Origin of the sequence: Arthrobacter sp. ISL-72 (assembly GCF_018613755.1) — a bacterium.
Lineage (GTDB): Bacteria > Actinomycetota > Actinomycetes > Actinomycetales > Micrococcaceae > Arthrobacter.
Genome location: NZ_JAGGPP010000027.1, coordinates 113893 through 129702, shown reverse-complemented (window position 1 = coordinate 129702; position 15810 = coordinate 113893). Strand labels below are relative to the sequence as shown.

Genomic DNA, 15810 nt, shown 5'->3' with positions numbered 1-15810 from the left:
GCAAAAGCACAAGCTCCAGCTCAGGAGGCCACGCCATGTTGAAGGAAGCAAAAACCCCTGTAACCCGTGTTCGCGCTCTGGACCAGTTGCACCGCGGCGACGAGATCGAAGCCCGCCTGTCCGTGGGCCCCAGCTATGACGATGTGGTGATCCGCCGGGGCCGCGTGCAGGAGACCGCGCCGGGCATCGGAGTGGTGTGGATCATGGACCGCCTGACCGGCATGCGCAAGGCCATCAATGCGGACGAATGCAGCGTTTGGCGAGTAGCCTGAGCCCTTCAGCCGCCGGCCACGGATTGGATGATCACCACTTCCTGACCGGCAGCCACTTCGGTTTCCAGCCCGTTCAAGCGCCGGACCTCGTCACCGTTCACGTAAATATTCACGTAGCGGCGGAGGGCACCGGTCTCATCCCTCAACCGCCTCGCAAGGACCGGGTAGTCCGCGGTCAGCGAGTCCAGCAACAGCCCCACAGTCACCGCCCCGTCGGTGGGCGCAGTCAGGATGGACTGCCCGCCGGCGAGCGGCTGGAGGACACTGGGCAGCACCACGCTGATGTCAGCCACAGCGTGCCCCTTAGGCGGGCACCGAAGCAGCGGGCACCAGGGCCGGGGACACCACGGCGGCGCGGACGCACAGCACGTCCGGCAGGTGTGACGCCACTTCAGTGAAGTGCTCGCCCTCGTCCGGGCTGGCGTAGACCGAGCCGCCGCGCGTTCCGAAGTACACCCCGGCCGGTTCAGCGGAATCAACCGAGGCAGCGTCACGGAGCACCGCGTTGTACTCGCCCTGCGGCAGCCCGGAATCGAGGCGCTTCCACGTTTTTCCGGCGTCGTCCGTCCGGTGCGCGGCGAGCTTGCCGTCCGGCGGGATGCGTTCGCCGTCGGCCTTCAGCGGCACAACCCACGCAGTTCCCGCCCGCCGGGGATGCGTCAGCATGACAAAACCAAAATCAGCCGGGAGGCCGTCAGCAATGGATTCCCAGTTCTCCCCGTCGTCATCGGTGCGGTACACGCCGTGGTGGTTCTGTGCGTAGAGCCGGCCTTCGACGGCGGCATCCGCCGCGATCTTGTGCACGCACTGGCCGAACTCGGGGTTGGGGTCGGGCATGAAGTAGGCCGAGATCCCCTTGTTCCGGGGCTCCCAGGAGGTGCCGCCGTCGAGCGACCGGTACACGCCGCCGGTGCTCATGGCGACGTGCACGTTGTCGCCGGAGGAGTTGACGACGATCGAGTGGGCTGCCGCTCCGCCGTAGCCGGCGCCCCACTCGCTGCGGTGCGGATGGTTCCAGAGTCCGCGGTTGAGCTCGAAGTGTTCGCCGCCGTCGGTCGATTTCCACACGGAGATGGGCTCGGCGCCGGCCCACACCACACCGGGGCGGGACTCGGCGTCAGGGTAGATCTGCCAGATGCGCTCAACCGCGGCGTCAGTGCCCTCCGGGAACTTGATGGCGCCCTGCTCCGGTTCCGTCCAGGTCGCTCCGAGGTCATCCGAGTGGGCGACGGTGGGACCCCAGTGCTCGGAGCGGACGCCCACCATGATGCGGGTGCGCCCGTCGCGGGTGTCGATGGCGATGCTGGGAACTTCACTCATCAGGAAATGCGGGCCGGACATGGACCATTCCTGCCGGTCCTGGCTGGTCGCCAGCCATAGCCCTTTTTTGGTTCCGATCGCTAGGACATAACTCTCTTGGGTGGCCATGCACCCCATGCAACCACTCAGCTCCGGGGGCCGCAATGGTTTTGGTGCGGCATTTACCCGTTCAGTTCAATCGACGAATTCGGACTGCGTCTCAATAAAGTCCCACTCCGCGTTGGTGAGGACTCCTGTAGCGCTATCGGGGTGCGGGCCGCCGGCCTCGGCAATGCCCTGCAGCACAGGCAGCGGCAGTTCCTCCGCCCGCAGGTTCTCGCGCAGCCATTCCTTGCTGTCCAGATCCAGATCAAGCCACCACATGTAGATTTCCACTGCCGACCACCTCTCCTATGCCTCAACGTTATTCCGCTGGGGTGGGGTGTACAAGGGCCGTAAACGAGGTGTTGCCCGTCCGGTGCTGCACAGAGGCCTGCACTTGTGCCGGCTGTGCCGGTGGGCCAATCTTGTCTTGTAGGGCTGCCCGGCACACCGGAACCACCGGCGGCGGACGCCCGCTGTGGAGGCACTCCGCATACGCCTGAGAAGGTTGCCATGGATGGTGACATCGAGCTGGAACTCGCGTCAGGTTCCGCACGGGGTGAGTACACCGTGCGGGTGGTCCAGGCACCGGCCGGAGGCAACGCTTCGGGGATTTTCCGGCTTGACGTGGACCGCATCCTGGAACGCCGGGGGGAACTGGAAGCCACCGTCCTGGCCTCTGCCGTATCCGCACGACGCACCACGCCGATTGCCGAGCTTCCGGTCCGCGGCGTGGGCCAGGAACTGTTCCAGGCCCTGTTCACCCGCGAAGTCTACGGTACGTACCGGGCCAGCCTGGGTGCCGCCCAGCACAGCGGACAGCAGCTGCGCGTGGTGCTGCGCCTCGCCGCTCCGGAACTGGCTGCCATGCCGTGGGAAATGCTGTTCGATCCGGAAACCGAAAGCTACCTGTGCCAGACCGAGCCGCTGCTTCGCCACATTCCTGCCCCGGATTACCACCTCAACCCGCTGGAAATCGTCCCGCCGCTCCGGATCCTGGGCCTGATCGCCTCACCGCGCGACCTTTCGCCGCTGAACGTGGAAGCTGAACGCAACCATCTTGCCGCGGCTTTGGCCGGCCCCGTTTCCGAGGGCCGCATTGAGCTCGTGTGGGCGCCCGGGGGAACGTGGGAGGAGATCCAGTCGATGCTGCTGGAGGGCCCGTGGCACGTGGTGCACTTCATTGGCCACGGTGACTATGACGCCCGGAACGATGAAGGCCGGATCGCCCTGACGGGGGCTGACGGGCGCGCATCCATGGTGCGTGCCGTCCGCCTGATGGCCCTGCTAAGTGTCGCCGTGCCGAGGCCCCGCCTGGTGGTCCTGAATTCCTGCTCGTCCGGAGAAACCGGTCGGGAGGACCTGTTCTCCGGCACGGCGTCCACCCTGGTCCGCAGCGGCATCAGCGCCGTGGCGGCCATGCAGTTCGCCATCAGCGACGGCGCCGCGATCGCCTTCGCGCAGGGCTTTTATGCCGCCATCGCGAACGGCCGCGGCGTTGACGAGGCGGCCCGGGTGGGGCGGATCTCCGTGATGGGAAGCCCCGATGGAACCCTTGAGTGGGTCACCCCGGCACTTTATGTGCGGGGCGGCGACACTCAGTTGTTCAACCTGAAGGCACCGGCCCATCCGGCCGCAAGAACCCCTTCTGCAACAGATGTGTCAGCGGAGCAGTCCCGGAGCAAGAACCGTCAGGCCCAGCTCCGCGCCCTGTACGTGCAGGCATCTGCTGAGCTGCGGACCAAGAACTATGCGGCAGCCATCGAGCTGTTCGACGACCTGCTGACCTTGGACGGCCAGTACCGTGACGCTGCCGTGCTGCGCGCATCGGCCGCCCGGCACGAAGAGCGTTCCCGGGCGTACCGCCGGGCCAGGGAAGCTGAGGAAGCAGGGGACTGGACGGCAGCAGCAGACGGCTACGCCGCAGCGAAGGACGATCCCGACTTTCCGGACGCAGCAGCCCGGGCGCTCGATTGCGCCAAGCGCCAGCGCATTGCCGACCTGCAGGGTGAGCTGGAGTACCACGCGGGCAGCGGAAACTGGCAGGCCGCCGTCGACGTTGCAACAGAGCTTTACGGGCTCGACCCCGGGGCCGCGGACCCGGGCGGGGTGGCGACGAAGGCCCGGAACGAACTGCGCGCGCAGCGTGAGGCCACACGGGCAGCGCAACGTCGGGCCGAGCAGCCGGCGCCGGCGCCGAAGCTCGCTGATTCGCCGGCGGCAGTGAAGCGGAAGCCTCCTGCCGGTGACGCCGCAGCCGACGGACCGGCTGTCGTTTCAACCGGCGGCGGAGCTGGCGGTCCGGATCCTCGTTTCCTTGCGGCCGGCGGGATTGTCCTGGCTGCGGCGGGCGGCCTGCTCGCGGCGTTCTTCGCCTACCTCAACTGGTTCGACCAACAGGGCTGGTGGTACACGGGCGGAGAGGCCAGCGTGCGCCTCGTCTACGCCTTGCTGGCGCCGGCGGGCTACCTTCTTCTGCTGCTGGCCGGGCTGCCCGACCGGACGGAAACGGGGCGCGTGGCGCTGGCCGTAGCGATCGGCGCGGGCTCGCTGCTGGGAGTGGTGGGCCTGGAGCCGGATCTGCTGTGGGCCGCCACGGCGGTCACCCTGGTTCAGGCGCTTTTCGGCGCCTGGGCAGGCGCCCTGGCCATCCGGTCGCCGGAGAACCCCGCACTGGCCGGGTGGTTGCTGCTCGCCTGCCTCGTCACGCTGCCGCTGATCTGGCTCCCCGGCGAGGATCTCTCCGCCCGCGCATTGGTGTTCGTGGTCCAAAACGCAACCGTTGCTGCCAGCGGCCTGGCATTCCTCGGACTGGCCCTTACACGGATGGGCAAAGGCAGGCGCAACGGGAAAGGATAGCAATGACAAGGCTGGTGGAATTTCCAACGGACGACGGCGGGACCGTGCTCCTTGAGGTGGCGGACAACGCCGGCGGCCTGGTGACGCGCGGCGGCGGCCAGGCCGGCATGTTCGCCCGGGCGCAGCAGACCTTTGAGCGCGCCCTCAGCAACATCCGGCCGGCAGTCCAGGGCGTCGTGGACGAGCTTTTGGCCCTTCCCGACAAACCGGATGAGGTTTCGGTCAAGTTCGGGCTGGACCTCCATGCGGAGGCCGGTGCTTTCATCGCGGCCGCCAGCACGAGCTCAAACTTCACAGTCACCTTGACCTGGCGCCGGCCCAAGCCCGCGGCGCAAACGCCCGACGACGCCGACTAGCGCCGGCCAAAGACCCCCCTGCGTAAGGCCTGCAAGGCCCGCAGGGGCTAGCTGTTCAAGCGGTGCGGGCGGGGCCACAATGGAGTATGTTTCCCGAACCCTTCAGCGGGCCCCCTCCGTTAGTAGTCGGTGTGTTGCCGGGCCAGCACGCAGAGGTGCTGCGGTCGGCCACCGGCCTCGCCGCCAAGATGGGCGCTCCGTTGTTGTGCACCTACGTGGACGAGGCAAGCTACCTTGTCGAGTGGGACCCCGCCCGGTCAGCGCACCGTCTGTCCCTTCACCCGGACAAGGACGACTCCGAGGTCCGGGCCGTGACCGAAGAACTCCGTGGCACCGTGGGCGCCGCCTGTGCCGGCAAGGCGATTGAGTGGACGCTCCGGATCCTCGGCGGAGATCCGGCCAGGGCTCTGGCCAGGGTCGCGGCGGAGGCGAACGCTGCCATGATCATCGTCGGAACTCCCGAGCGCGGGCTAGGGCACCGCATCTCGGCAGCCCTCAACGGTTCCGTGGCCGCCTGGTTGAGCCACCACCAGGACCGGCCGGTCCTCGTGGTTCCCGCTCGAATGCCCGCCCACCGGGACGGGCCCGAGTAAGCATGACTCCTGGGAACGTCCAAAAAACTCTCTTAAAGGCAGGACCAAAGGCCCTGTGAAAATAAAGCGAAAGTAGTTATTCAAGGTGGTGGCGCTCAGCGCTACCGCCAAGTAAGCTAGAGTCTGCAGGGAGATGTTGGACCTGCCCCATAAGCTGCTCCGGAGTGCGTATCCCCCAATAACGCACTCCGGAGCTTTTTAACGTCCGGCTGGATCCGCCTCGCGCCGTCGGGCGCCACCAGGAGCGATCACGTGACCACAGCTACAAGCCGCACCGCTGCCACAAGTGCAGCCGTCACCGCGCCCCTCTACGCAGCCGGCTTTGTCACGGCCTTCGGCGCCCACAGCATCGCAGCGGGATTGGGCGCGCACAGCGGCGATATCGGCCTCAGCCTGCTCAACCTGGGCATCCTCCTGGCCGTTTATGACCTCGCTGAGGTGGTGCTGAAACCGGTCTTCGGTGCCCTGAGCGACCGGATCGGCACCAAACCGGTGCTGGTGGCAGGACTCTTCGTCTTCGCCCTGATGTCGCTGATCGGGCTGTGGGGCGCAGATCCCCTGATGCTTGGCCTCGCCCGGATCGGCCAAGGTGCGGCAGCCTCGGCGTTTTCCCCGGCCTCGTCGGCGATGGTGGCGCGGCTCGCCGGCCGCAAGGCGGGCACCTATTTTGGCCGCTACGGTTCGTGGAAGAGCCTGGGCTATGTTGCCGGTCCCCTGATCGGTGCCGGCCTGATCTTCCTGGGCGGCTTCACCCTCCTCTTCGCAACGCTAGGCGTCCTCGCCGCGGCCATTGCCATGTGGGCAATGATTGCACTCCCCCGGCTGGAGCCTTTGCCCCGGCCGCGATATACACTGCTGGACCTTGCCCGGCAGGTCACGCATCGCAGCTTCCTGGTCCCGACCCTCGTTCTGGCCGCGGCCACGGGAGCCCTCGGAACAGCAATCGGCTTCCTCCCCGCACTCGCCACTCGGTATGGCCTGGATCCCGTAGCGGCCGTTGCTGCCGTAAGCCTACTGGCACTGACGTCCGCGGCCACCCAGCCGTGGATTGGCCGGCTGCGCGACCAGGGCCGGCTCCACGACGGTCCGGGGATGACCGCCGGATTGCTGCTGACCGCGGCCGGAATTGCCGTCGTCGCATTGTTTCCGGGCGCGGTGACCATCTTCGGCGCTGCAGCGGCCATCGGCGTGGGCATCGGCACCGCCACGCCGCTGGGTTTCGCCCATCTGGCCGGCACCACGCCCCCCGAGCGGATGGGCCGGACGATGGGATCGGCGGAGCTGGGCCGGGAATTGGGCGACGCCGGCGGTCCCCTCCTGGTCGGGGCAGTGGCAACCGCTTCCGCCCTGCCGCTGGGACTGGGAGTCCTCGCCGCTGCCGTCGCAGCCACCTCGGTGCTCGGCATCGGCAGCATCGGGCGTGGAACTCAGCCCGCGGACCCCGGCGCCGAAGGGTAGCCGGGCCTTCAGTCGACCGGCGCTGCGCCAAGATAGCGCGAGGGCATACCCCCTGGGGGTACTTGCCTTATACCCCTCAGGGGTATAAGTTGAAGACATGGACCCACGTGAAGACTCCGGCATCCCCGCCGAGGACGCCGACGCTGCTCCCCACCACGGCTACAGCTCGAACAAAGAGGCGTACCTGCGCCGGCTGAAGCGCATCGAAGGCCAGGTCCGCGGCATCGCCCGGATGGTGGATGAAGACAAATACTGCATCGACATCCTTACCCAGGTTGCCGCCGTCAATAAAGCCCTACACGCCGTGAGCCTCGGCCTCGTGGAAGAGCACATCGGCCATTGCGTCGTCGGTGCCGCCTCCGAGCCTGACCCGACGCTCCGCGCGGACGCCATCGACTTCAAGGTCAAGGAGGCAACCGATGCCATCGGGCGCCTGCTGCGGTAGCGGCAACACCACTCATCACACCATCGGAATGATCCAACCGGGTCAGTCCGGGACCGCCACAAACAAGGAGCAAACCATGAGCCCCGTATCCACCACCGTAAACGTGTCCGGCATGACCTGCGGACACTGCGTGTCCTCCGTCAGCGAAGAACTTGAAGCCCTGGAAGGCGTGGAAGCGGTCGACGTCGACCTGAACGCCGGCGGCATCTCCACCGTCACCATCACTTCCGAAAAGACGCTCTCCCGCTCCGAAATCGGGGAAGCCGTGGCTGAGGCCGGCTACCTCGTGGTGGCCAACGAAGCCTGACCCGCCCCCACCCCGCCAGGACACAGGACGACCGAGGAAACCCCGTGAGTAACGAGCAACTGCTGCATCAGCCGGGAAACCGGGTGGTTGAACTGGACATCGAAGGAATGACCTGTGCTTCCTGCGTCGCCCGGGTGGAGCGAAAGCTCGGAAAACTCGACGGCGTGGAGGCCTCGGTAAACCTGCCCCTGGAGTCGGCCCACGTCACGGTACCGGCCGGCATCACCGACGAGCAGATCACCGCCACCGTAGAAGCAGCAGGCTACAAGGCAAAAATCCGGCCCCCGAAGTACCCCGGCCCGGTAACCGAAAGGCCAGCCGAGCATGCAGAGCATGCCGCCGGTAGCGCCGCACCTGCTGACCACATGGCCCACGGCGCCGCCTCCACGCTGCGCCCGCGCCTCATCGTCGCAGCCATCCTCACCGTCCCCGTGTTCGCGATTTCGATGTTTCCGGCCTTCCAGTTCCCCGACTGGGGCTGGGTGGCGGGCATTCTTGCGTTGCCGGTGGTCACGTGGGCGGCCTGGCCGTTCCACCGTGCGGCGGCCGTCAACGCCCGGCACTTCGCCTCCACCATGGACACCCTGGTCTCCCTCGGCGTCATTGCGGCCTACCTTTTCTCGGCGTGGCAGTTGCTGGCCGATCCCCGCATGACCGAACACCCCGGCATGGAAATGAGCACCGGCGGCCTGTACTTCGAGGTGGCCGCGGTGGTCACCACCTTCCTGCTGCTGGGACGCTACCTGGAGGCCAACGCCAAACAGAAAGCCGGCGACGCACTCAAGGCACTCCTCAACCTCGGCGCCAAGGATGCCACGGTGCTGGCAGATGGCGAGGAAGTACGGATCCCGGCCGATCAGCTGGCGGTGGGCGACGTCATAGTGGTCCGGCCCGGTGAGAAGATCGCCACGGACGGCGTGGTGGTTGACGGCGCCTCGGCCGTGGACGCTTCCCTGGTAACGGGTGAGTCGGTGCCCGTCGAGGTGGGTCCGGACAGCCCCGTCACGGGTGCCACCATCAACACTTCAGGCCGGCTGCTGGTCCGCGCCACCCGCGTCGGGTCCGAAACCACGCTGGCCCAGATGGCACGGCTGGTCTCCCAGGCGCAGACCGGAAAGGCGCCCATCGCCCGCCTGGCGGACCGCATCAGCGCCGTGTTCGTTCCGATTGTCCTGGCCATTGCGGTCTTCACTTTTGCAGCCTGGCTTGTGATTGCCGGGCCGGAGGTCACCGACCGCGAACTCCGGGCGGCCTTCACCGCAGCCGTGGCGGTGCTGGTCATCGCCTGCCCCTGCGCACTGGGCCTCGCCACTCCGGTTGGCCTCCTCACCGGAACGGGCCGCGGCGCCCAGCTGGGGATCCTGATCAAGGGCCCGCAGGTGCTCGAAGATACGCGGACCGTGGACACGATCCTCCTGGACAAGACCGGCACTGTCACCACCGGGCGCCTCGCCGTTGACTCCGCCCTCGCCTTCGGCACGTCCAGCAGCGCGGAGGTGTTACGCCTGGCCGGTTCGGTGGAAGCCGCTTCCGAGCACCCCATCGCGCATGCCATCGCCGCCGCCGCACTCTCTGCAGAGCGCCGGAACAACGACGGCGGGCGGCTGCCCGCCGTCGAGCACTTCCGTTCCGCCCCGGGCGGCGGAGTCTCCGGACGTGTAGCCGGCCGACTGGTCCTTGCGGGACGGACCGGCTGGCTGCGGGAAAACGGTGTACCGATCACCACCGAACAGCAGGCTGCGCTCCGGACGGCGGAAGAGTCCGGTGCGACTGCCATCTGGGTTGCCGTGGACGGCGAGCCTGCCGGGATTGTCTCGCTGCGCGACACCATCAAGCCCGGCTCGGCTGCGGCTGTTTCGCGGCTCAAGCAACTGGGCCTCCGACCGGTCCTGCTGACCGGAGACAACCGCGAAGTGGCCGCACAGGTGGCCGCCGCCGTCGGCATTGCGCCGGCGGATGTCTTCGCCGGAGTGCTGCCTGACGGCAAGGTCGAGGCCGTACGGAAGCTGCAGGCCGGCGGGGCCACGGTTGCGATGGCCGGCGACGGCGTGAATGACGCAGCGGCCCTGGCCCAGGCCGATCTGGGCATCGCCATGGGCTCCGGCACGGATGTGGCCATCGAAGCGGCGGACCTGACGGTGATGGGCAACGACCTGGGGCAGGTGGCGCAGGCCATCGAGCTCTCCCGCCAGACGCTGGCCACCATCAAGACCAACCTGTTCTGGGCGTTCTTCTACAACGCCGTCGGCATCCCGGTGGCGGCGCTGGGGCTGCTGAATCCCATGATCGCCGGAGCTGCCATGGCCGCCAGCTCGGTGCTGGTGGTGGCCAATTCGTTGCGGCTTCGAGGCTTCGGCAGGCCGTCCCAGGCCGGGGTAGCAACAGCCAGGTAGCGGCAGGAAGCCTAAGCGGCGCCGTAGCGGACGGCCGCCCTGGCACGCGCCTTGGCGGCCTCCTCGTCCCGGTCCTTGGCCGGGGTGTGGGTCACCAGCGAATCGAGAAGGTGCTGGGTGGCGTGGGCGATCTCGTGCACAGCGCGGTTGAACGCTTCCTCATTTGCCTTGGACGGCTTGGTGCTGCCGCTGATCTTGCGCACGTACTGCAGCGCAGCGGCTTCCACCTCGGCCGACGTGGCATGGGGCTCGAAATTATGCAGGGTCCGGATATTGCGGCACATATTCCCATGCTAGGCTCTGGACCGCCAGGGATCGAGGCCCGAACCCTCTCAGGGAGCCGGACCGGCAGTCGTGCCCGAGGGAGAGGGCTGCATGGGGAGCGGTGCCCATCGACAGTGGATTGGGCCGCGGGATAGTTTCTAGGTAATGGATCTTCCGGATGAGCCGGGGGCCGCTGGGGATGCCGATCGGATCGGGTCCGTTGACTGAAGGAGAAAAGTAATGGCTATTTGGGGTGCAGACATTGTTCAGCTCAAGGCGCTGGGAACCAAGCTTCAGGCTGGTTCGTCCGAGATCGATAAGCAGAAGTCGCAGCTGAGCAAGGCTCTGGAGAGCACCGACTGGAAGGGTCCGGACGCTGACAAGTTCCGCAGCGAATGGTCCAGCCGTCACGTTTCGGACCTGGCCCGTGTGGCCCGGGCGCTGGAGGAAGCCGGCAAGCAGGCCAGCAAGAACGCAGCCCAGCAGGAAGAGGCTTCCCGCTAGGAACGCCTTACCGCCAGGGACTGATAACCGGATGCCCCGGACGCAGCAACGCGTCCGGGGCATCCGGCATTTCCACGGCAGTTCATTTCCGCCGGAGTTACTGCTTAGGGGACGGGACTGCTCAGGGGACGGGTTCGACGTCGTTCGCGTGGTCCAGCGGGGCGGGCAGCGCCCGCGGGCCCCGGAGTTCATCCACCCGCACCAGAACCACTCCGCCCACGATCAGCAACCCGCCAAGCAGCTGGACGGGACCGGGAAGTTCACCAAGAAGCAGCCACGCCCAGATGACGGCGAAGAGCACCTCGGTGAGCGACACGAACGATGCCACTTTTGAACCGAGGGCCCGCGCTGCCACGATGCCCGACACGTAGGCAAGGACCGTGGCCATGACGATCAGACCGCCCAGTGAAACCCACCACGGCGCCACCCACGGCCCCAGCTTGGTATCCGCCGTGCTGAATGCCATTGGCAGAAGTCCGGTGGCGGCGGCCAGCCACATCACCGAGGCACCCACCATCAGCCCGCCGGACGCCAGGACGATCGGCGGCAGCGTGTCGTTCTCCTTGGCCGTGATGAAGAAGTAGATCGCCAGGCAGACGGCTGCGGCGATCCCCCACAGGACACCGGCGAAGTCGATCTTGACCGCACCGGTCAGGTCCAGCACCAGGATGAGCCCGCCCAGCGAAAGCAGCGTCCCCGCAATGGTGAGCGGGCGGGGACGCCGGCGGCTCACCGCCCACAGCCAGAGGACAATGATCACGGGCGCCAGGTACTCCAGGAGCAGGGCCACGCCGACGGAAAGCCGTTCGACGGCGTTGAAGTAGAAAAGCTGGCAGGCCGCCACGCCGATGAGCCCGAACAGCACGATGGTCAGCCAGTTGTCCTTCAGCTGGTTCCAGCGCCCACGGAGGGCAGGGATGGCCGGGATGGCAAGGATGATGGCTGCACCGGTCAAACGTGCTGTGACTGCAGCGCCGGGCGTCCAGCCGGTTTCCAGCAGGGCTTTGGCAAACGATCCGGAGAGTCCGAAGACTGCCGAAGAGAACAGCGCGACGCCGAGCCCTGACGCCAGAAATCCGGCAGCGGGCCCCAAGGCGGCGCCCGGGCGCAGGGTGGCGCTTTTGCTTACGGCAGGCACGGCTGCCTCCTGTCAGGAGTAATGTGGGGTAATGGTCATGACACTACGCCCGGCCCCTGTAAGGAGTCAAGATGGTATTCGCCCCTGACACGGAAGTGGCCCTCCGCACCGTGGCTGCGCTCATCAACAGCGCGGCCAACGGCGAAGAACACCTCGCCACAATCGGGGACCTGGACCGCTTCCTGGCGGCTGAGGGCTTCTCCGGCGCGAGGACCCGGGACGCCGCTGAACTCGCCAGCGTCTACCGGCTGCGGAGCCAGCTCGCAGAGCTCTGGACCATGGACGAGGACTCCGCGGTGGAAACGGTCAACCGCCTACTCCGGGACGCCAATGCACTTCCGCAGCTGATGAAGCACGATGAATGGGACTGGCATCTGCACGCCACAACCCGGGAGGCGCCGCTGGCGGACAGGATGAGCACGGAGGCTGCCATGGCACTGGCGGACGTGATCCGCAGCAAGGAGATGGACCGGATGCTGGTGTGTGCGGCCGAGGATTGCGACGCCGTGGTGCTGGATCTCAGCCGGAACAGGTCCAAGCGGTATTGCGATACCGGGAACTGCGCCAACCGGGCTCACGTGGCTGCCTACCGCGCCCGGAAGGCCGCTTCATAGCGGGCCCGGGGAACTCCCGGGCTATCGGCCGGGGCCGCCAAAGTCAGCGGGGGCGCCGGCGGGCCCGGACGTTAGCGGGGGTCTCCGCCGGGCCGGGAATCCGGGGTACCGGAATCCGGGGAGTCGGGACGCGCGGAGTAGCCTCCGTGTCCGGAAGGCTTCCTGGAAGTCAGATTGACACCGGACCCCTTGCCCAAGTGCTCGGCGTTGTCCTTGTGGCTCATCGACAGCATCGCGGCAATAACCAGCGTCACGATGAAGGCAATCCCGGCTCCGGTGAAGGCGAGGTCAAAGCGGGGCGACCGGGCACTGCCGCCGGAGGCGAAGATCAGCACGGCGAAGAACGCCAGGACTCCCCAGAACGCCGAGAACATCAGGGGTCCCTTGACCGAGGTCCGCATATTGCGCGGTTCTCCTGGTTTCTGGTGTGCCAAGGTGGTTCCTCCCGTGCGGCACGGCCTGCGCCACGCCGCTTAATTCAGCGCATGTTCTACAGGAAGTAGAACCCTTCCCTACTAGTTTACGGCCTCGTTGGAAACGGACCGCGCATCGTGCCGGAGGGTCAGCGCCGCCAGAATCCAGAGGACACCGGAGATGATCGCTCCTCCGCCGGCCACGCCCAGCAGGGCGTGTGCGCCGAGGCCGATGAAGAACGGCAGGGCAACAGCCGTGCCTAGGCCGATGACGCCGGATGCTAGCCAGTCACGGGACAGGACGCTCCGGCCGCGGTGCAGGATTCCGAGGTAAAGCTCCGCCGCCGCCAGCAGCCCCAGGCCCAAGGCGGCCACGACGCCGAACACAAGCTCGCTGCCCAGGAGCGCGACGGCCACGCCGGCCCCGGTCATGGCGGCACCGCCGGCGGCCAGGACCTTGCCGGCCGGTTGGTGGGCCGCAAGGCCGAATTTATCAATTCCGCGGATCACCGTCACGCCGGTGGCAAGCAGGTAGAGGCCGCCCGCCCAGCCCATTTCGGAGGCCGACGGCGACGCCCAGAATACGGTGACTGCCCCGAAGGCGAGGGCCACCACGGCCCTGGTGAGCACCGGCTTCCACAGGTCCGCGGCGGGAGCAGTGGGTGCGGCAGGATCGGCAGGAGATGCGGGAAGGGTCACGCGTCCAGTTTAGTGCGCAGCGGATTCGACGCGAACCGGGCCTAGGAGGAGCCGAGCACCATCCACTTGTCGGTCTTCGCACGGAGGCCCAGCGTCACGGCGCGGGCCACCATGTAACCGAGCGCGAAGGCGGCCCAGAGCCACGCAAGCCCCGTGGCGCCGTCGTCACCCCAGAGCCGGATTGCCGCCAGCAGCGGCAGGTACACCGCAAGATTAACGACGCCGGCAATCGCCAGGTACTTCGCGTCGCCCGCCCCGATGAGGACGCCGTCCAGGACGAAAACGTAGCCGGCAAGCGGCTGCCCCGCGGCGAGCACCCACAGAGCGAGCGTCAGCGCGGACTGGACCCCGGCGTCGGAGGTGAACAGGGCACCCGTCCACGGGGCTGCCACGGCCAGCAGCGCTCCGGTGACCGCACCGAATCCGGTGCCCCAGCGAATCATGGTCCTGGTCAGAGCGCGCGCCTTGGCGGGATTGGCTGCTCCCAGCTCCTTGCCGATCAGGGCCTGGGCGGCAATGGCCAGTGCATCCAGGGCGAAGGCCAGTAACGTGAAGATGGTCATGGCAAGCTGATGGGCGGCCAGGTTCACCGAGCCCTGGGCGGTCACCACCAGCACGGTTGCAAGAATCGAAATGCGCAGGCTCAGGGTGCGGAGCATCAGCCAGGACCCCACCCTTGTCATGGCCCGCACGCCGCGCCAGTCCGGACGCAGCGGGACGCCGTGGGTCCGCGCACTGCGCTGGACAATCACCAGATACACCAGCGCCATTGCCCACTGGGCGATGCTGGTGCCCACGGCGGACCCGGTGACCGACCAGTTCAAGCCGTAAACCAGGGCCAGGTTGAGGAGGATGTTCAGGGTGAAACCGGCCGAAGCGACCGCCAGCGGCGTGCGCGTGTCCTGCAGGCCGCGCAGGACACCCGTGCCCGCAAAGATCAGCAGCATGGCCACGAGTCCGGGCATGGACCAGCGGAGATAGTCGACGGCGAACTGGCGGACTTCGCCCTCCGCACCCATCAGGTCCACGAGCAGCTCTGCCCCCGCAAACCCTGCCACGGCCAGCACGAGTCCCAGGACCAGCGCCAGCCAGACGCCGTCCCGGCCGGCCGCAAGGGCTTTGGGGAGCCTGCCCTCGCCCATGGCCCGGGCGACTGCCGGCGTCGTGGAGTAGGCCAGGAAGACCATGAGCCCGACCGCCGTGTGGAGCACGGCAGACGCCAGTCCCACTCCCGCCAGCTGTGCCACGCCGAGGTGGCCAACGATTGCGGAGTCGGCCAGCAGGAAGAGCGGTTCGGTGATGAGGGCGCCGAAGGCCGGGACGGCGAGGCGGAGGATTTCCCGGGTGTTCCGGCCGGCAGGAACCACCGCGGCGGTGGTGGATGAATCAGGCACGGATTCAGCCTAGCGGGAGAGACCTGTCACATGCCGTCGCATTTAGTTGACTCTTCAACCAATCCCTGGCAGGGTTAATGATTGAAGAATCAACGGTGCGCTCATGAGGGGCGTCCTGCAATGTCCCACCGAACCCTGAAATGGCGAAACTTCCATGAACCAGTCCACACTGACCACCACGGCACTCACTATCCTCCGCGTCATCGCCGGATTCCTCTTCGCCGCCCATGGCTGGCAGAAATTCAACGAGTGGACCATCGCCGGCACCCAGGCCTCGTTCGCCAAGATGGGCGTGCCGGCTGCCGAACTGGCGGCCCCGGCCGTAGCCACCCTGGAGCTGCTGGGTGGCATTGCCCTGATCCTCGGTGTGCTGACGCGCGTTTTTGCCGCACTCCTCGCGCTGGACATGCTCGGCGCACTGGTCCTGGTGCACGCCTCCGCCGGCGTTTTCGCTGCCACGGGCGGCTATGAGCTCGTGCTGCTGCTGGCAGCAGGCGCCCTGGCGATTGCCCTGACCGGCGCCGGCAAGGTGGCAGTGGACCGGGCACTGTTCGGCCGCAGCAATTCGAAGCTCAGCGTCCTCGCCTAAGCAGTACGCCGACGAAACGAAATTCTGAACGGACGCCGTCCCTCCCGCATATGGCGGGCGGGGCGGCGTTTGTGTCTTTGCAGGCGGCCGGCAGGCCCCGCCGTCAGTAAA

General features: G+C 67.2%; 19 protein-coding genes. 11 read left to right on the top strand and 8 right to left on the bottom strand.

What is annotated here, in order from left to right:
- Nucleotides 1–35 precede the first annotated feature (35 nt).
- A complete protein-coding gene (locus tag J7I92_RS19430; protein WP_214843161.1) occupies nucleotides 36–272 on the top strand; it encodes a hypothetical protein in 237 nt (78 codons plus the stop codon).
- Between the two features lie 5 nt (nucleotides 273–277).
- Here J7I92_RS19430 and J7I92_RS19425 read toward each other — a convergent pair whose 3' ends face one another.
- Genes J7I92_RS19425 through J7I92_RS19415 form a run of 3 tightly spaced genes read right to left on the bottom strand, consistent with a single transcriptional unit; the run spans nucleotide 278 to nucleotide 1967 of the window.
- Nucleotides 278–565 carry a MoaD/ThiS family protein gene (locus tag J7I92_RS19425; RefSeq protein ID WP_214843159.1) on the bottom strand — a complete coding sequence of 96 codons (288 nt, stop codon included), beginning with the start codon at nucleotides 563–565 and terminating at the stop codon, nucleotides 278–280.
- Nucleotides 566–575: 10 nt separating this feature from the next.
- Nucleotides 576–1709, bottom strand: a complete 1134-nt coding sequence (locus J7I92_RS19420) for a sialidase family protein (protein ID WP_214843156.1) — start codon at nucleotides 1707–1709, stop codon at nucleotides 576–578.
- 57 nt (nucleotides 1710–1766) lie between these two features.
- Nucleotides 1767–1967, bottom strand: coding sequence for a hypothetical protein (locus J7I92_RS19415; protein WP_214843154.1), 201 nt, complete (start codon nucleotides 1965–1967; stop codon nucleotides 1767–1769).
- Nucleotides 1968–2186: 219 nt separating this feature from the next.
- On the opposite strand from J7I92_RS19415, the gene J7I92_RS19410 reads away from it, so the two are divergent.
- The 7 genes from J7I92_RS19410 to J7I92_RS19380 all read left to right on the top strand — a co-directional run bounded on the left by J7I92_RS19410 (nucleotide 2187) and on the right by J7I92_RS19380 (nucleotide 10084).
- Entirely contained in the window at nucleotides 2187–4532 is a 2346-nt protein-coding gene (locus J7I92_RS19410) for a CHAT domain-containing protein (RefSeq protein ID WP_214843152.1), read from the top strand.
- Between the two features lie 14 nt (nucleotides 4533–4546).
- Entirely contained in the window at nucleotides 4547–4888 is a 342-nt protein-coding gene (locus J7I92_RS19405; RefSeq protein WP_214843150.1) for a CU044_2847 family protein, read from the top strand.
- A gap of 86 nt (nucleotides 4889–4974) precedes the next feature.
- Nucleotides 4975–5481, top strand: a complete 507-nt coding sequence (locus tag J7I92_RS19400) for a universal stress protein (RefSeq protein WP_214843149.1) — start codon at nucleotides 4975–4977, stop codon at nucleotides 5479–5481.
- Between the two features lie 252 nt (nucleotides 5482–5733).
- On the top strand, nucleotides 5734–6939 hold the full coding sequence (locus tag J7I92_RS19395) for an MFS transporter (RefSeq protein ID WP_214843148.1): 1206 nt from the start codon (nucleotides 5734–5736) through the stop codon (nucleotides 6937–6939).
- Nucleotides 6940–7036: 97 nt separating this feature from the next.
- The gene (locus J7I92_RS19390; RefSeq protein WP_214843147.1) at nucleotides 7037–7384 is read left to right on the top strand and encodes a metal-sensitive transcriptional regulator; all 348 of its coding nucleotides are present in this window, start codon (nucleotides 7037–7039) and stop codon (nucleotides 7382–7384) included.
- A gap of 76 nt (nucleotides 7385–7460) precedes the next feature.
- The gene (locus tag J7I92_RS19385; protein WP_214843146.1) at nucleotides 7461–7691 is read left to right on the top strand and encodes a heavy-metal-associated domain-containing protein; all 231 of its coding nucleotides are present in this window, start codon (nucleotides 7461–7463) and stop codon (nucleotides 7689–7691) included.
- 44 nt (nucleotides 7692–7735) lie between these two features.
- On the top strand, nucleotides 7736–10084 hold the full coding sequence (locus J7I92_RS19380) for a cation-translocating P-type ATPase (RefSeq protein ID WP_214843145.1): 2349 nt from the start codon (nucleotides 7736–7738) through the stop codon (nucleotides 10082–10084).
- Between the two features lie 11 nt (nucleotides 10085–10095).
- Here J7I92_RS19380 and J7I92_RS19375 read toward each other — a convergent pair whose 3' ends face one another.
- On the bottom strand, nucleotides 10096–10368 hold the full coding sequence (locus tag J7I92_RS19375) for a DUF2277 domain-containing protein (protein WP_214843143.1): 273 nt from the start codon (nucleotides 10366–10368) through the stop codon (nucleotides 10096–10098).
- Between the two features lie 220 nt (nucleotides 10369–10588).
- Between J7I92_RS19375 and J7I92_RS19370 the strand changes: the two genes are divergently transcribed.
- Nucleotides 10589–10852, top strand: a complete 264-nt coding sequence (locus J7I92_RS19370; protein WP_214843141.1) for a hypothetical protein — start codon at nucleotides 10589–10591, stop codon at nucleotides 10850–10852.
- 121 nt (nucleotides 10853–10973) lie between these two features.
- On the opposite strand, the gene J7I92_RS19365 is transcribed toward J7I92_RS19370, so the two are convergent.
- Nucleotides 10974–11990 carry an EamA family transporter gene (locus tag J7I92_RS19365; protein ID WP_396020425.1) on the bottom strand — a complete coding sequence of 339 codons (1017 nt, stop codon included), beginning with the start codon at nucleotides 11988–11990 and terminating at the stop codon, nucleotides 10974–10976.
- A gap of 71 nt (nucleotides 11991–12061) precedes the next feature.
- Between J7I92_RS19365 and J7I92_RS19360 the strand changes: the two genes are divergently transcribed.
- Nucleotides 12062–12604 carry a CGNR zinc finger domain-containing protein gene (locus J7I92_RS19360; protein WP_214843138.1) on the top strand — a complete coding sequence of 181 codons (543 nt, stop codon included), beginning with the start codon at nucleotides 12062–12064 and terminating at the stop codon, nucleotides 12602–12604.
- Between the two features lie 71 nt (nucleotides 12605–12675).
- Here the strand turns inward: J7I92_RS19360 and J7I92_RS19355 are convergent, their stop codons facing one another.
- The 3 genes from J7I92_RS19355 to J7I92_RS19345 form a co-directional block, all read right to left on the bottom strand.
- Nucleotides 12676–13038, bottom strand: a complete 363-nt coding sequence (locus J7I92_RS19355) for a hypothetical protein (RefSeq protein ID WP_214843136.1) — start codon at nucleotides 13036–13038, stop codon at nucleotides 12676–12678.
- Nucleotides 13039–13119: 81 nt separating this feature from the next.
- Nucleotides 13120–13716 carry a hypothetical protein gene (locus J7I92_RS19350; protein WP_214843135.1) on the bottom strand — a complete coding sequence of 199 codons (597 nt, stop codon included), beginning with the start codon at nucleotides 13714–13716 and terminating at the stop codon, nucleotides 13120–13122.
- A gap of 41 nt (nucleotides 13717–13757) precedes the next feature.
- The gene (locus J7I92_RS19345) at nucleotides 13758–15110 is read right to left on the bottom strand and encodes an MATE family efflux transporter (protein WP_214843134.1); all 1353 of its coding nucleotides are present in this window, start codon (nucleotides 15108–15110) and stop codon (nucleotides 13758–13760) included.
- 154 nt (nucleotides 15111–15264) lie between these two features.
- Here J7I92_RS19345 and J7I92_RS19340 point away from each other — a divergent pair, with 154 nt between their 5' ends.
- On the top strand, nucleotides 15265–15699 hold the full coding sequence (locus J7I92_RS19340) for a DoxX family protein (RefSeq protein ID WP_214843133.1): 435 nt from the start codon (nucleotides 15265–15267) through the stop codon (nucleotides 15697–15699).
- Nucleotides 15700–15810 lie beyond the last annotated feature (111 nt).

Bases quoted from the DNA above. Each gene is read 5' to 3' on its own strand.
- J7I92_RS19430 (WP_214843161.1), top strand. From the start codon at position 36: ATGTTGAAGGAAGCAAAAACCCCTGTAACCCGTGTTCGCGCTCTGGAC.
- J7I92_RS19420 (WP_214843156.1), bottom strand. From the start codon at position 1,709: ATGGGGTGCATGGCCACCCAAGAGAGTTATGTCCTAGCGATCGGAACC.
- J7I92_RS19410 (WP_214843152.1), top strand. From the start codon at position 2,187: ATGGATGGTGACATCGAGCTGGAACTCGCGTCAGGTTCCGCACGGGGT.
- J7I92_RS19400 (WP_214843149.1), top strand. From the start codon at position 4,975: ATGTTTCCCGAACCCTTCAGCGGGCCCCCTCCGTTAGTAGTCGGTGTG.
- J7I92_RS19390 (WP_214843147.1), top strand. From the start codon at position 7,037: ATGGACCCACGTGAAGACTCCGGCATCCCCGCCGAGGACGCCGACGCT.
- J7I92_RS19385 (WP_214843146.1), top strand. From the start codon at position 7,461: ATGAGCCCCGTATCCACCACCGTAAACGTGTCCGGCATGACCTGCGGA.
- J7I92_RS19375 (WP_214843143.1), bottom strand. From the start codon at position 10,368: ATGTGCCGCAATATCCGGACCCTGCATAATTTCGAGCCCCATGCCACG.
- J7I92_RS19370 (WP_214843141.1), top strand. From the start codon at position 10,589: ATGGCTATTTGGGGTGCAGACATTGTTCAGCTCAAGGCGCTGGGAACC.
- J7I92_RS19360 (WP_214843138.1), top strand. From the start codon at position 12,062: ATGGTATTCGCCCCTGACACGGAAGTGGCCCTCCGCACCGTGGCTGCG.
- J7I92_RS19340 (WP_214843133.1), top strand. From the start codon at position 15,265: ATGAACCAGTCCACACTGACCACCACGGCACTCACTATCCTCCGCGTC.